Here is a 15,798-nt window from a genome sequence, read left to right as displayed (position 1 = left end):
CCCTCACACGCCGTCGTGCGCCGGTCAGTAAACGCCACCGCGTCCGGGAGCGCCACCGCACGGACCGAAATTCAGCCCTGGGGAACCGGCCGCCGACCGCCGCGTCGGGTATGCAGGACGCATGACGGACAAGCATCACGAAGAGGTCACCGGGCTGCTGCTCGCCGCCGGCGGGGGACGGCGGCTCGGCGGGCGGCCCAAGGCGCTGCTGGAGCACCGGGGGCGGCCGTTGGTCGAGCATGCCGTCGGCGTGCTGCGCGCGGCCGGGTGCGGGCGGATCCATGTGGTCCTGGGCGCGTCGGCGGACGAGGTACGCGCGCGTGCCGAGCTGGGCGGCTGTGTGCTCGTGGACAACCCCGGCTGGGCCGACGGGATGGGCTCGTCGCTGCGGGCCGGGCTGGTCTCGCTCGGCGGTACGGGGGCCCGCGCGGCCCTGGTGAGCCTGGTCGACCAGCCGGGCATCGGGACGGCGGCCGTGGCCCGGGTGCTCGGGGCGTACGAGGACGAGAAATCGCTGGTCTCGGCCGCCTACGACGGCGTGCGCGGGCATCCCGTGCTGTTCGGCGCGGCCCACTGGGCGGGCATCGCGGCGACGGCCACCGGGGACCGCGGGGCACGCGCCTATCTGAAGGAACACGACGGCGAGATCCGGCTCGTGGAGTGCGCGGACGTCGCCGAGCCCTATGACGTCGACACCGAGGCCGATCTGCGCCACCTTGAGTGAACGGGGTGGCACTGGGCGCCACCTTCCCTCGACTCAGAGAATCTCGACGTCAACAAACCATTGAAGTTCCACGATGAGGAAACTACTATCCACTGTTCAGAAGCGCCTGCCCGCACAGTCGGCGCTGATTGCCCTATTCGTGCCTCTTGGCACTTGGTGCCACCGCTGAAGGAAGTGACAGCTCATGTCCGCACCAGCGCCGTCCCCGCTGGCCATCGTCGACGCCGAGTCCCTGCCCCGGCAGGAAGAGGTCCTCACGGACGCGGCGCTCGCCTTCGTGGCGGAGCTGCACCGGCGGTTCACCCCGCGCCGTGACGAACTCCTCGCCCGCCGGGCCGAGCGCCGCGCCGAGATCGCCCGCACCTCCACGCTCGACTTCCTCCCCGAGACCGCCGCGATCCGCGCGGACGACTCCTGGAAGGTCGCCCCTGCCCCGGCCGCGCTGAACGACCGGCGCGTCGAGATCACCGGCCCCACCGACCGCAAGATGACCATCAACGCGCTCAACTCGGGCGCGAGGATCTGGCTCGCCGACTTCGAGGACGCCTCCGCGCCCACCTGGGAGAACGTCGTCCTCGGCCAGGTCAACCTGACCGACGCCTACACCCGGAACATCGACTTCACCGACCCGGGGACCGGGAAGTCCTACGCCCTGCGGCCGAACGAGGAGCTGGCGACGGTCGTCATGCGGCCGCGCGGCTGGCACCTGAACGAGCGGCACCTCGTCGACGCCGACGGCACGCCGGTGCCGGGCGCCTTCGTCGACTTCGGCCTGTACTTCTTCCACAACGCCCAGCGGCTGCTGGACCTCGGCAAGGGCCCGTACTTCTACCTGCCGAAGACCGAGTCGCACCTCGAGGCCCGGCTGTGGAACGACGTGTTCGTCTTCGCGCAGGACTACGTCGGCATCCCGCAGGGCACCATCCGCGCGACCGTCCTGATCGAGACGATCACGGCGGCGTACGAGATGGAGGAGATCCTCTACGAACTCCGCGACCACGCCGCCGGGCTGAACGCCGGCCGCTGGGACTACCTGTTCTCCATCGTGAAGAACTTCCGGGACGGCGGCGCCAGGTTCGTCCTGCCGGACCGCAACGCGGTGACGATGACCGCCCCGTTCATGCGGGCGTACACCGAACTCCTCGTCCGCACCTGCCACAAGCGCGGCGCGCACGCGATCGGCGGCATGGCGGCCTTCATCCCGTCCCGGCGGGACGCCGAGGTCAACAAGGTCGCCTTCGAGAAGGTCCGCGCCGACAAGGACCGCGAGGCGAACGACGGTTTCGACGGCTCCTGGGTCGCCCACCCCGACCTCGTCCCGATCGCCATGGAGTCCTTCGACAGGGTCCTCGGCGACAAGCCGAACCAGAAGGACCGGCTGCGCGAGGACGTCCACGTCGAGGCGGCCGACCTGATCGCGGTCGACTCGCTGGACGCGAAGCCGACGTACAACGGTCTCGTCAACGCCGTCCAGGTCGGCATCCGGTACATCGAGGCCTGGCTGCGCGGTCTCGGCGCGGTCGCCATCTTCAACCTGATGGAGGACGCGGCCACCGCCGAGATCTCCCGCTCGCAGATCTGGCAGTGGATCAACGCGGGCGTCGAGTTCGAGAACGGCGACACGGCCACGCCCGAGCTGGCCCGCAAGGTCGCCGCCGAGGAACTGTCCGACATCCGCCAGGAGATCGGCGAGGAGGCCTTCGCCGCCGGCCACTGGCAGGAGGCGCACGACCTGCTGCTGAAGGTCTCCCTGGACGAGAACTACGCCGACTTCCTCACCCTGCCGGCGTACGAGCAGCTCAAGGGCTGAACCTGACGCGTGCGGGCGGCCCCGGGAGATCCCGTCCCGGGGCCGCTCGCGCGTGGTCACCCCAGGTGGACCGACCAGTCCTGTTCCGCGGCCGGCTTGCCGTGCAGATCGGGGACGCGTTGGAGCCAGGCCGGGCGGCCCGCCTGGGTCCTCGCGGCGCGGGCGGCGTCCTCGGCGGCGAGCTGCTCGCGGCTCGGGAAGTCGGTGGGCAGCCACTCGGGCGACAGGCGCACCCGGGCGAGGAGGTAGTCGACGTAGGCGGCGCGGACGTCGTCCGGGGTCGCGAAGCCGGCGTCCTCGGCCAGCCAGGCGTCCGGGACCTCGGCGACGATGCCCCGCAGCAGCTCCTCGGTCACCCTGGGGGCCAGTTCGGCGTCGGCCGCCCGGACGTCGGGGCCGTAGTGGCCGAGGGCGTGGTGCCGGAAGTCGTACCTCTTGCCCGGGGTGGTGGTGTCCCAGCGGTGGTGGAAGACGAGGGCGGCGCCGTGGTCGATGAGCCACAGGCGCGGCGGTACGGTGCCGAGCGTGGGCCACACCATGAGGTTGGAGCTGTGCACCGTGCGGTCCACGTTGACCGTGAGCGCGTCCAGCCAGACGATCCGGCCCGCCTCCAGCGGGTCCACCGGGAAGGTCTTCGCGATCTCGGGGGTGAAGTCGGCGGCGCCCGGCAGACAGTCCATGCCGAGGTTCACGCCCGCGCTCGCGCCGTGCAGGTCCCGGACCTCCTGGTGGGGCTCGTCCGCGGCGATCACCGGGTCGAAGTGGACGAGCACCAGCTCCGGGAAGCGCAGGCCCAGCGCACGGGCGAGCTCACCGACGATCACCTCGGCGACCAGCGCCTTGTGCCCCTGTGCCGAGCCGGTGAACTTCACGACGTACGTGCCGAGGTCGTCGGCCTCGACGACGCCGGGGACGGAGCCACCGGAGTGGAGGGGGGCGATGTAGCGGTTTGCGGTGACCTCTCTCAGCATCTTCCAAGGCCCCACAACTCGTTTGCCTTACATTCCACGTCCAGCTCCCACGTGTTGCGACCTGGGGAAACGTCCCTGGTACGCCCCTGGCTTCCGGCCTCCGGCATGAAGTGAGCATAGTAAGGGGGAGAGCGGCGCGTATGTCGGGCCGTCACGCGGGCTCCGGACCGCCTCCGGCAAGGAAGGCCAGCGCCACGGCTGCGTGGCAGGCGATGCCCGACGCGATCGCTTCCTCGTCCATGTCCATGCGGGGTGAGTGCAGTGACGGGGCCTCGTGCGGCGCCGGACCCGGTGGGCTCACGCCGAGGAAGGCCAGGGCGCCGGGGACTGCCCGGAGGACGTAGGAGAAGTCCTCCGACGCCATCTGCGTGGTCGTCAGGACATCCACGTTCTCCGTCCCGAGCGCGCCCGCGGCCGTGCGCAGGACGAAGTCGGTGAACCCGGGGTCGTTGAAGGTGGCCGGATAGACCGGCTCGACGGTCACCTCGGCCTCCGCTCCGTGAGCGGCGGCCACGCCCTCGGCCACCCTGGTGATCCCCTCGTGCAGCGTCTTCCGGGTCGGCTCGGACAGGGTGCGCAAGGTACCGCCCAGCTCCGCGGTGTCCGGGATGATGCCCGTGGCCGTACCCGCGGTCAGGCGCGTCACGCTGAGAACGGCCTTGGCATCGGCGGACAGGCTGTGGGTGACCATCGTCTGCAGCGCCAGCACGATCTCGCACGCCACAGGCACCGGGTCGCACGTCGTGTGCGGCGCGGAGGCGTGGCCGCCGCGCCCGCGTACGACGACCCGGAACCGGTCGGAGGCCGCCAACTGCGGGCCGGGACGCAACCGCAGCGCGCCCGCGGGCAGGTTGGGGTGCACATGGAGGGCGAAGGCGGCGTCGGCCCTGCGTCCGGACGCCTCCAGCACACCCTCCTCGATCATGTGGCGGGCTCCCTGATGGCCCTCCTCGCCAGGCTGGAACATGAACACCACACGTCCGGCAATTCCTTCGCGGCGCCCGGCGAGCAGCCGTGCGGCGCCCGCGAGCATCGCCGTGTGGGCGTCATGGCCGCACGCGTGCATGAGTCCGGGAGTCCGCGAGGCGAACGGCAGGCCGGTCTCCTCGGCGACCGGCAGCGCGTCCATGTCGGCGCGCAGCAGGATCGTCGGGCCGTCGGCCGCGCCGGTGAGGACCGCGGTGACGGAGGACAGCGCCCGGCCGGTGCGGATCTCCAGGCCGAGGCCGTCGAGCGCGCCCAGCACACGGCGTCGCGTCTCCGGCAGGTCGAGGCCCAGCTCCGGATCACGGTGCACCGCGCGGCGCAGGGCAACCGCTTCGGGTGCCAAGCGGCGGGCCTCGTCGAGGAGAGACGGGTCCCGAGGCGGAGGTGTCATGCAACCGTTCTCCTTCCCTCACCCGGCCCATGGCAGCACGGCGTACCGACAGGATGGCGGATTCCGTCCGTTGAACAGGAAGCGACGCGCTGGCGTGCTCGACCCCTTCGAATTTCACACGGAAATGCACTGCCACGCTCGCCGAAGAAAGGATTCATCGGAGAATGTGAGGCTGCACCGAACGGGGATTCAGAGAGCAATTTCACCGACACCGTGCGGCAGCTCAAGCGCCCTTGCTGCAAACGGAGTTGATCCGGCACCACTAATATCGCGAGCCCGATGAAGCACGTTAGTGCTACAACAGCGTTTGCGGTGCCTGCATTCGGGTGGCAATGACGTGCACGTGCCGGAACTCGCTCTCGTAGCTGGCACGATGAGTGCACCATTGGGTCGTCTTTCGGGCCGCACTCGGTACTGCTCCGCCGGAAATGGTGCGGGCGTGGGCAGGAATCTCGGACATTGCAGGAGGTTGCCCCGTGTTGGTCCTGCCGCTGACCGCAGCACAGCGCGAGATCTGGCTCGCCGACCAGCATTCCCCGAGCGCGGGCGCCGCGCTCCGTATGGGCGAGTACCTGGACATCCGCGGGCCGGTCGACGCCGCCGTGTTCGAGGCGGCGCTGCGCCAGGTCGTGGCCGAGACCGACGCGCTGCGGGTCCAGGTGGTGCCCGGCGAGGACGGCCCGGAGCAGCTTCTGAAACGCGAGCGGCGCTGGTCGCTGCCGCTCGTCGACGTCAGCGACGCATCCGACCCGGAGGCGTCCGCACGCACATGGATCACCCAGGACCTGGCCCGGCCCATGGACCTGGCGTCCGACCCGCTCTTCAGCTTCGCGCTGCTCCGGCTGGCGCCGGACCGGTCCTGGTGGTGCCACACCTACCACCACGCGGTCATGGACGCGTTCGGCCTGTCCCTCATGGCACGCCGGACCGCCGAGGTGTACACGGCCCTGGCCCACGGGCAGAGGTCCGGCCCCAGTCCCTTCGGCCCGTTGTCGGCCCTCGTCCGGGCCGACCAGGACTACCGCGCGTCGCAGGACTGCGCCGCCGACCGGGAGTACTGGACGCGGCGGCTCGCCGGCTGGACGCAGACGGCCGCGATTCCGCCCCGCTCGGGATGCGCGGCACCGGACCCCGGCCTCGCGGAGACGGAACCGTCCACCGGACCGGCTCTCGGGCCCGCCCGCACAACCGGCGGGTGTCCCGTCCCACGGACTCTGCGGGCGGCCGCCTGGCGAGCCGACGTCCCCCCGAACCGGTTCGTGGTCGCCGCGGTGGCGCTGTACGCGCACCGGCTGACGGGCGCGCGGGACGTGACGGTCGGGCTGGCCGTGTCCGGCCGCCTGGACCGGGCGTCCCGCACCACGCCGGGGATGCTGGCCAACGGGGTGCCCGTACGGCTGGCCGTACGACCCGGCATGCCGCTGGAAGAGCTGCTGGCCCAGGTCGACGACCGGATGCGCGAGGCGGTGGCACACCAGCGCTACCGCGGCGAGGACCTGTACCGCGAGCTCGGTCTGCCCCGCGGTGCCGGCTCGGCGTTCTCGCCGGTGGTCAACCTCATGGGGTTCAACTACGACATCACCTTCGCCGGCCACCGGTGCACCGCGCACAACGTCTCCGCCGGACTGCTCACGGACCTGATGGTCGCGGTGTGGGACCGCCGGGACGACGTCGGCCTGCACCTGGAACTGCACGCCGCGCCCGAGGTGTACGACGACGCCGACCTCGCGGACCACCAGCAGCGGTTGCTGCGCCTCCTGGCGGACATGGCGAACCTCGATCTCGGTCTGCCGGTCGGCGTGCTGGAGGTGTTGTCGGCCGATGAGCGGGGGCGCCTGCTCGGGGCGGATGACGCCACCGCGTCCGGGGCTCCCGCCGTTCCCGTACCGGTGCTGTTCGAGGAACAGGTCCGGGCCACTGCGGACACGGTCGCCGTGGTGGCCGACGGAACCGCCCTGACGTACGGGGAGTTGAACGCGCGGGCCAACCGGCTCGCGCACGCGCTGATCTCCAGGGGTGTCGGGGCGGAGGACGTCGTGGCCCTCGCGCTGCCCCGCAGCGTGGAGCTGGTGACGGCGATCCTGGGCGTACTCAAGGCCGGAGCCGCCTACCTGCCCGTGGACCCCGCCTACCCGCCGGCGCGGATCGCGTACATGCTCGACGACGCGCGCCCCGCCCTCGTCATCGACGCCCCGCACACACTCACCACGCTGACACAGGACCAGCCCGACACCGACCCGGCCGTCACCATCGACCCCCGGCACCCCGCCTACGTCATCTACACCTCCGGATCGACCGGACAGCCCAAGGGAGTCGTGGTCGCCCACACCGGCATCGCCAACCTGGTCACCGCCCAGACCGAACGCTTCGCCATCGAGCCCGGCAGCCGCGTCCTGCAGTTCGCCTCACCCAGCTTCGACGCCTCCGTATCCGAACTGTGCACCGCCCTGCTCACCGGAGCCACGCTCGTCCTCTCCCCCGACCCCCTGACCGCCCTCACCGACACGGACGCGCACATCACCCACGCCACCGTGCCGCCGTCCGCGCTGGCCGTGGTGACCGAGACGGACGCAGGTGTCTCGACGCTGGTCGTCGCGGGAGAGGCATGCCCGCCAGGACTGGTGGAGCGATGGGCACCGGGACGACGGATGATCAACGCCTACGGCCCCACCGAGACCACCGTATGCGCGACGATGAGCGGACCCCTGACACCCGCGGACACGGCACCGCCCATCGGACCGCCGATCCCCGGCTCCCGCGCGTATGTGCTGGACACGGCGTTGCGGCCGGTGCCACCGGGGATCGCGGGGGAACTGTACGTCGCCGGGATCCATCTGGCCCGCGGCTATCTGCGCCGACCGGGCCTGACCGCGCAGCGCTTCGTCGCCGACCCCTACGGCCCGCCCGGCACCCGCATGTACCGCACCGGCGACCTCGCCCGCCGGCGGCCCGACGGCCAACTGGAGTACCTCGGCCGCACCGACCACCAGGTCAAGGTCCGCGGCCACCGCATCGAACCCGGCGAGGTCGAAGCCACCCTCACCACCCACCCCACGGTCGCCCACGCCGCCGTCACCACGCACGACGACCTGCTCGTCGCCCATGTGGTGCCGGAGGCCGACGGCACGCTCGACAGCGGGACGTTGCGTGAGCATCTACGGTCCCGGCTGCCCGCACACATGGTGCCCTCCGCCTTCGTGGAGCTGGAGGCGCTCCCGGTGACGCGGAACGGGAAGCTGGACCGGGCAGCACTGCCCGCACCGGACTTCACCACGGCCGCGGGAAGCGGCCGGCCCCCGCACACCCCACAGGAGCAGGTGCTGTGCGCACTGTTCGCAGAGGTACTGGGGCTGTCCGCCGTAGGGGTCGATGACGACTTCTTCGCCGTAGGCGGCCACTCCCTGCTCGCCACCCGGCTCACCAGCCGCATCCGAGCCGCCCTCGGCACACCCGTGGACCTGCGCACGCTGTTCGAGGCGCCCACCGTCGCCGGCCTGGCGGCCCGGCTGGGCGGCGCGGACCGGGAACGGCCGGCGCTGACCGGTCGTGAACGGCCCGATCCCGTGCCGCTGTCGTTCGCGCAGCGGCGCCTGTGGTTCCTGCACCGCATGCAGGGCCCCGACGCCACGTACAACATCCCTGTGGCACTGCGCCTGAACGGCCGCCTGGACCCGGCGGCTCTGGAGCGGGCCCTGGGCGATGTCGTGGCCCGGCACGAGAGCCTGCGCACGGTCTTCCCCGAAGTCGACGGTGAGCCCTGCCAGCGGGTGCTGGACGCCGCCGCGGCCCGGCCGGAGCTGCACACGGCCGTGGTCGGCCGGGCGGAGCTGCCCGACCGGCTGGCGGAGGCCGCCCGGTACACGTTCGACCTGGCCGCCGAACCCCCGCTGCACACGGAGCTGTTCGCCGTGGGGCCCACCGAGCACGTGCTGCTGATCGTGATCCACCACATCGCGGCCGACGGCTGGTCGACGGCTCCCCTGGGCCGCGACCTCGCGACCGCGTACGCCGCCCGGCGCCGAGGCGAGGAGCCGGGGTGGGCACCGCTGCCGGTCCAGTACGCCGACTTCAGCCTGTGGCAGCGCGAACTCCTCGGTGCCGAAACCGGCCCGGAGAGCCTTGCGGGCCACCAGCTCGCGTACTGGACACGGGCCCTGGCCGGCCTGCCCGACGAACTGAGGATCCCCTGCGACCGGCCCCGGCCTCCCGTCGCCTCGCACCAGGGCGCGCAGGTTGGCTTCGGCATCGACGCCGAACTGCACGCGGAGTTGGCGGCGTTGGCGCGCCGGTCGCGGACGAGCCTGTTCATGGTGCTGCACGCGGGTCTGAGCACGCTACTGACCAAGCTGGGGGCGGGTGACGACATCCCCATCGGCAGCCCCGTCGCGGGGCGCACCGACCAGGCCCTCGACGACCTGGTCGGATTCTTCGTCAACACTCTGGTCCTGCGCACCGACACGTCCGGCGACCCGACCTTCGCCCAGCTCCTCGACCGCGTCCGGGAAACCGCACTGGCCGCCTACGCCCACCAGGACCTGCCCTTCGAGCGCCTGGTGGAGGCACTCAACCCGCTCCGGTCACCGGCCCGGCACCCGCTGTTCCAGGTGATGCTCTCGGTCGACAGCGCCGAGGCCGGGGAGTTCGCCCTCCCCGGCCTGGAGACCTCCGCCGGCCCGCTGCCGACGGCGACAGCCAAGTTCGATCTGGACGTCTCCGCCTGCGAACAGCGCTCCGGGAGCGGCGAGTGTGCCGGGCTGGACTGTGCGATCGAGTACGCCACCGACCTGTTCGACCACGCCACGGTCCAGGACCTGGCCGCACGCTGGGTACGACTGCTGAAAGCGGCCGTCCGGGACCCGGACCGGCCGATCAGCCGCATCGACGTGCTGTCCGCCGACGAACGCCGCCGCCTCCTCGCCGGTACCGACGGGGCCGTGCCTGCGCGCACGGCCGCGGACACGCTCCCCGAGCTCTTCCGCACCCAGGTGGCCACCACCCCGGACTCGTTCGCCGTCGTCGCCGATGACGCCGTCCTCACCTATGTCGAACTCGACGCCCGGGCCAACCGGCTCGCCCAGGCACTGACCGCTCGCGGCGTCGAGGTGGAGGATGTCGTCGCCGTCGCCCTGCCGCGCTCGGCGGACCTGATCGTGGCCATCCTCGCCGTGCTCAAGGCCGGAGCCGCCTACCTGCCCCTGGACCCCGCCTACCCGGCCGCGCGCATCGCCGCCATGGTCGAGGACGCCCGGCCCGTGCTGCTCCTGACCGACATCCCCACCGCCGTCGCGGGAGGCCTGGATCCAGGTGTGCCGCGCCTGCTGCTCGACGCGCCCGAGACCGCCGAGAGGCTCAAGACGCTGCCGGATGCCGAGCCGGTGACGGGGCTGCTGCCCGACCATCCGGCGTACGTGATCTACACCTCGGGGTCGACCGGCGTGCCCAAGGGTGTCGTCGCCCGGCACACGAGCGTGGCCGACATGGCCGTCCAGTACGGGCAGCGGGTGTTCGCTCCGGCGGCGGACCGGGCCGGAGGGCGGCGGCTGCGCGTGGCACTGACCGCGTCGGTGTCCTTCGACGCCTCCTGGGCACAGCTGGCGGCCCTCATGAACGGCCATGAACTGCACGTGGTCGACGCCGCCACCTGGGCGGACGCGGACCGGTTCACGGCGTGGCTGGTGGACCACCGCATCGACTCCGTCGACGTGACCCCCTCGTACATGCGCGTCCTGGCCGACCGGGGTCTGTTCGCCGACGAGCGGTGGCGGCCGAGCGTGGCCGTGCTCGGCGGCGAGGCCCTGCCGGACCGGCTGTGGCGGGAACTCCGGGCCGTGGACGGGCTGGTGGCCCACAACATGTACGGGCCGACCGAGTGCACCGTGGACGCCGTTCGCACCCGGCTCGACGCCACCGCGACCCCGGTCCTCGGACTGCCGGTTCCCGGCTCCCGCGCCTATGTCCTGGACGACGCGCTGCAGCCGACGCCACCGGGCGTGACCGGGGAACTGTACGTCGCCGGAACCGGGCTGGCCCGCGGCTACCTGCACCGACCGGGCCTGACCGCCGAGCGATTCGTCGCCGACCCCTACGGCCCGCCCGGCACCCGCATGTACCGCACCGGCGACCTGGCCCACTGGCGGCCCGACGGCCACCTGCACTTCGCCGGCCGCGCCGACGACCAGCTCAAGATCCGCGGTCACCGCATGGAGCCCGGTGAGATCGAAGCCGCCCTCACCGCCCACCCCACGGTCGCCCACGCCGCCGTCGCCGCGCACGAGGACCGGTTGGTCGGCTACGTCGTACCGGCGGCCGGTGCCGAGACGGATCCGGCCGGGCTGCGAGCCTTCCTTCGTACGTGTCTCCCCGCCTTCATGGTCCCTGCGGCGATCCTTCTCCTGGAGAGACTGCCGCTGACGCAGAACGGGAAACTGGACCGGGCAGCCCTGCCCGCACCGGACTTCACGACGAGCGCGAGCAGCGGCCGCCCCCCGCACACCCCACGGGAGCGGGTGCTGTGCGACCTGTTCACCGAGGTACTCGGCGTACCCGACATCGGCGTGGACGACGACTTCTTCGCCCTCGGCGGCCACTCCCTGCTCGCCACCCGCCTCACCAGCCGGATCCGGGCCGCCCTCGGCGCGGAACTCGCCGTACGCACGCTGTTCGAGGCCCCCACCGTGGCCGAACTGACGGCGCGGCTCGAGGGCGGCACGCAGCCCGTACGCCCCGCCCTGCTGCCCCTGCCGCGTCCCGAAAGGATGCCGCTGTCGTTCGTACAGCGGCGCCTGTGGTTCCTGCACCGCCTGGAGGGTCCCGGCGCCACCTACAACATCCCCCTGGCGCTGCGCCTGTCCGGCGAGCTCGACCGGGACGCGCTGGAGCGGGCGCTGGGCGATGTCGTGGCCCGGCACGAGACCCTGCGCACCGTTTTCCCCGAGGTCGACGGCGTTCCCTGCCAGCGGATCATCGACGCGTTCGCGGCACGTCCGTCGCTACGGGTCACCGAAGTGGACGAGGACGGGTTTCCGTCGCGGCTGGCGGAAGCCGCCCGTTACGCGTTCGACCTGGCGGTGGAGCCCCCGCTGCGCGCGGAGCTGCTGGCGCTCGGACCCGCCGAACACGTGCTCCTGATCCTGGTCCACCACATCGCCGCCGACGGCTGGTCCATGGCGCCCCTGGCCCAGGATCTGGCAACCGCCTACACCGCCCGCCGCCGCGGCGAGGAACCCGCCTGGGAGCCCCTGCCGGTGCAGTACGCCGACTACACGTTGTGGCAGCGGCGACTGCTCGGCGACCAGGCCGACCCCGACAGCCTTCTCAGCCGCCAACTCGCCTACTGGACCGAGACCCTGGCCGGCCTCCCCGACGAGCTGGCGCTCCCCCACGACCGGCCCCGGCCTCCCCTCGCCTCGCACCGCGGCGCCGACGTCTCCCTGCGTATCCACGCCGAACTGCACGCAGGGCTGACCGAGTTGGCACGCCGGTCGGGGACGAGTCTGTTCATGGTGCTGCACGCGGGACTGAGCGCGCTGCTGACCAAGCTGGGCGCGGGTACCGACATCCCCATCGGCAGCCCCGTCGCGGGACGCACCGACCACGCCCTCGACAACCTGGTCGGTTTCTTCGTCAACCCCCTGGTCCTGCGCACCGACACTTCGGGCGACCCGACCTTCGCCCAGCTCCTCGACCGCGTCCGCGAAACCGCCCTGGCCGCCTACGCCCACCAGGACGTGTCCTTCGCCCACCTGGTGGAGGCGCTCAATCCCAGCCGGGCCCTCTCCCGCCACCCCCTCTTCCAGGTCGCGCTCATCCTGCAGAACACCCCCGACGACACCTTCGGCCTGCCCGGCCTGCGCGTGAGCGAGGTCGCCGTACCGTCGGGAACGGCCAAGACCGATCTCTCCATCAGCCTGACCGAGCGTGAACGCGCGGACGGCGGCCCGGCCGGTCTGGATGTCTCGATCCACTTCAGCACCGATCTGTTCGACCGGCAGACGGTCGACAGCCTCTTCGCCCGCTGGGTACGGCTGCTGAGCGCCGCCGTCCAGGCACCCGACCGGCCGTTGAGCCGGCTGGACGTGCTGTCGGTGGACGAGCGGCGGTGTCTGCTGGGGGCGGGTGACGCCACCGAGGCCGCGGCTCCGGCCGCTCCCGTACCGGTCCTGTTCGAGGCCCAGGCGCGGGCCACTCCGGACGCGGTCGCGCTGGTGGCGGGCAACACCACCCTGACCTATGGGGAGTTGAACGCACGGGCCAACCGGCTCGCGCACGCGCTGGTCTCCAGGGGCATCGGGGCCGAGGACGTGCTGGCCCTGGTACTGCCCCGCAGCGTGGAGCTGGTCGTGGCGATCCTGGGCGTACTCAAGGCAGGGGCCGCCTACCTGCCCGTGGACCCCGCCTACCCACCGGCGCGGATCGCGTACATGCTCGACGACGCGCGCCCCGCCCTCGTCATCGACGACCCGCACGCCATCGCCGCGCTGACACGGGACCAGCCGGACACCGACCCGGGCATCACGATCGACCCCCGGCACCCCGCCTACGTGATCTACACCTCCGGATCGACCGGGCGACCCAAGGGTGTGGTCGTCGCCCACACCGGCATCGCCAACCTGGTCACCGCCCAGGCGAAGCGGTTCGCGATCGACACCTCCAGTCGCGTCCTGCAGTTCTCCTCACCCAGCTTCGACGCCTCCGTATCCGAACTGTGCACCGCCCTGCTCACCGGAGCCACCCTCGTCCTCGCCCCCACCACCGACCCCCTGACCGCCCTCACCGACCCCGGCCTGCACCTCAGCCACGCCACCGTGCCACCCTCCGCACTGGCCGCGGTGACCGAGACGGACGCCGGAGTGTCGACGCTGGTCGTCGCGGGAGAGGCATGCCCGCCAGGACTGGTGGAGCGATGGGCACCGGGCCGACGGATGATCAACGGTTACGGGCCGACCGAGACCACCGTGTGCGCGACCCTGAGCGAGCCACTGGCCTCGGACACGGCCCCACCGATCGGGCAGCCGATCTCCGGTACCCGCGTCCATGTCCTGGACGACAGGCTGCAGCCGGTGCCGCCGGGGGTCGCGGGGGAACTCTACGTCGCCGGAATCCATCTGGCCCGCGGCTATCTGCGCCGACCGGGCCTGACCGCGCAGCGGTTCGTCGCCGACCCCTACGGCCCGCCCGGCACCCGCATGTACCGCACCGGCGACCTGGCCCGCCGACGGCCCGACGGACAACTCCACTTCGCCGGCCGCGCCGACGACCAGGTCAAGGTGCGCGGCCACCGCATCGAACCCGGCGAGATCGAAGCCACCCTGACCACCCACCCCACGGTCGCCCACGCCGCCGTCACCACGCACGACGACCGGCTGGTGGGCTACGTCGTAGCGGCGGCCGGGGCCACGCCCGACAGCGGGACGTTGCGTGAGCACGTGCGGTCCCGACTGCCCGAGTACATGGTGCCTGCGGCGATCCTGCTCCTGGAGAAGCTGCCGGTGACACCGAACGGGAAACTGGACCGGGCCGCACTGCCCGCACCGGACTTCACCCCGGTCGCGGGCAGTGGCCGGCCTCCGCACACCCCACAGGAGCAGGTACTGTGCGACCTGTTCACCGAGGTACTCGGCGTATCCGGGATCAGCGCCGACGACGACTTCTTCGCCCTCGGCGGCCACTCCCTGCTCGCCACCCGCCTCACCAGCCGCGTCCGGGAGGTTCTGGGCGTCCCCCTGGGCCTGCGAACGCTCTTCGAGGCACCGACCCCGGCAGGGCTGGCCGAACGCCTCGGCTCGGACGGCTCCCTCGACGCGTTCGACGCCCTCCTGCCGCTGCGGACCCAGGGCAGCCGCCCGCCGCTGTGGTGCATCCACCCCGCGACCGGGATCAGCTGGTCCTACAGTGGCCTGCTGCGCCACCTCCCCGCCGACCAGCCGGTCTACGCGCTCCAGGCGGAGACCCTGACCCGGCCCGAGGCCCGGCCGGACACGCTGGCGCAGACCGCGGCCGGGTACGTCCAGCACATCCGCACGGTGCAGCCGCAGGGGCCCTACCGGCTGCTCGGCTGGTCGGCCGGGGGACTGCTCGTACACGCCGTCGCCGAGGAACTGGCCCGCTCGGGAGAACGGGCCGACCTCGTGGCCGCCCTCGATGCCTACCCTCGGCAGCACGGCCCGGCGGATCCCTCGGCGGCGCCGGCCGTGCCGTCCGTGCGCGACGTGGTCGAGGCGGCTCTCGGCTGCGACCCGGGCACCATGTTCCCCGGCCCCTCGGACCTGCGCCCGGAGGACGTGGTCGAGGTACTGCGCGCATACGGCCATCCGCTGGCCTCGTTGAGCCCGGACCGCATTGCCGCCGTCGTCGCCACCGCGCGCGACTTCTCGCGGCTCGCGCAGACGCACACCCCGGGGGTGATCGAGGGCGACCTGCTGCTGTTCACCGCGGCCCACGACGCGACCCCCGAGGCACCCTCCCCGCAGGCGTGGCGCCCCCACGTGCGGGGACGGATCGAGACCCACGCGGTCGGCGCCGCACACCACGGGATGACCGGATCCGAGGCGCTCGCCCAGATCGGGCCGGTCCTCGCGACGGAGCTCGACCGGATCGACGCCCGCCTTGCCCAGAGGACAGAAGAGGACATCCGACCATGACGAACCCGAGCGACCCGAGCGGAAGCGACGGCGCCGTTCCCCCGGCCGGGACCGAGCCCGAGACCGGAGCCGAGGACGTGAACCAGCCCACCGTGCCGGACGGCCAGGAAGCCGACGGCCCTCCGGGGCTTCGACGGGGCTGGCCCGGTCATCTCGGACGGCCGTGGACCAGCACCTGTCTGCGTGGGTTGGTCGACGAGCCGTGAGCGCGGACGCGTTCGTCGAAGCGGTGACGAGTACGAGCCCCTTCCTCTTCGGAAACCGGTGATTGCTGA

At 72.2% G+C, this 15,798-nt stretch carries 6 protein-coding genes; 4 read left to right on the top strand and 2 right to left on the bottom strand.

Annotation, left to right across the window (positions count from 1 at the left end):
* Positions 1 to 121 precede the first annotated feature (121 nt).
* Entirely contained in the window at positions 122 to 724 is a 603-nt protein-coding gene (locus ACH47Z_RS20450) for an NTP transferase domain-containing protein (protein WP_399075516.1), read from the top strand.
* 184 nt (positions 725 to 908) lie between these two features.
* Positions 909 to 2,534, top strand: coding sequence for a malate synthase A (gene aceB / locus ACH47Z_RS20445; RefSeq protein WP_399075514.1), 1,626 nt, complete (start codon positions 909 to 911; stop codon positions 2,532 to 2,534).
* Positions 2,535 to 2,590: 56 nt separating this feature from the next.
* On the opposite strand, the gene ACH47Z_RS20440 is transcribed toward aceB, so the two are convergent.
* A complete protein-coding gene (locus ACH47Z_RS20440; RefSeq protein ID WP_399075513.1) occupies positions 2,591 to 3,505 on the bottom strand; it encodes a HipA family kinase in 915 nt (304 codons plus the stop codon).
* Between the two features lie 151 nt (positions 3,506 to 3,656).
* Positions 3,657 to 4,883: a M20 family metallopeptidase gene (locus ACH47Z_RS20435; RefSeq protein WP_399075511.1), complete on the bottom strand. Its 1,227-nt coding sequence runs from the start codon at positions 4,881 to 4,883 to the stop codon at positions 3,657 to 3,659.
* A 476-nt stretch (positions 4,884 to 5,359) separates the two neighbouring features.
* Here ACH47Z_RS20435 and ACH47Z_RS20430 point away from each other — a divergent pair, with 476 nt between their 5' ends.
* Positions 5,360 to 15,523 (top strand): amino acid adenylation domain-containing protein, encoded by a 10,164-nt coding sequence (locus ACH47Z_RS20430; RefSeq protein WP_399075509.1) that lies wholly within the window; start codon positions 5,360 to 5,362, stop codon positions 15,521 to 15,523.
* Positions 15,520 to 15,729 carry a hypothetical protein gene (locus ACH47Z_RS20425; protein WP_399075507.1) on the top strand — a complete coding sequence of 70 codons (210 nt, stop codon included), beginning with the start codon at positions 15,520 to 15,522 and terminating at the stop codon, positions 15,727 to 15,729. The genes ACH47Z_RS20430 and ACH47Z_RS20425 overlap by 4 nt, the downstream gene beginning before the upstream one ends.
* Positions 15,730 to 15,798: the final 69 nt, after the last annotated feature.

This window comes from Streptomyces sp. NPDC020192 (assembly GCF_044388685.1).
Taxonomy (GTDB): Bacteria; Actinomycetota; Actinomycetes; order Streptomycetales; family Streptomycetaceae; genus Streptomyces.
This window is presented reverse-complemented; position numbering and strand designations above follow the sequence as displayed.

Bases quoted from the DNA above. Each gene is read 5' to 3' on its own strand.
- ACH47Z_RS20450 (WP_399075516.1), top strand. From the start codon at position 122: ATGACGGACAAGCATCACGAAGAGGTCACCGGGCTGCTGCTCGCCGCC.
- aceB (WP_399075514.1), top strand. From the start codon at position 909: ATGTCCGCACCAGCGCCGTCCCCGCTGGCCATCGTCGACGCCGAGTCC.
- ACH47Z_RS20440 (WP_399075513.1), bottom strand. From the start codon at position 3,505: ATGCTGAGAGAGGTCACCGCAAACCGCTACATCGCCCCCCTCCACTCC.
- ACH47Z_RS20435 (WP_399075511.1), bottom strand. From the start codon at position 4,883: ATGACACCTCCGCCTCGGGACCCGTCTCTCCTCGACGAGGCCCGCCGC.
- ACH47Z_RS20425 (WP_399075507.1), top strand. From the start codon at position 15,520: ATGACGAACCCGAGCGACCCGAGCGGAAGCGACGGCGCCGTTCCCCCG.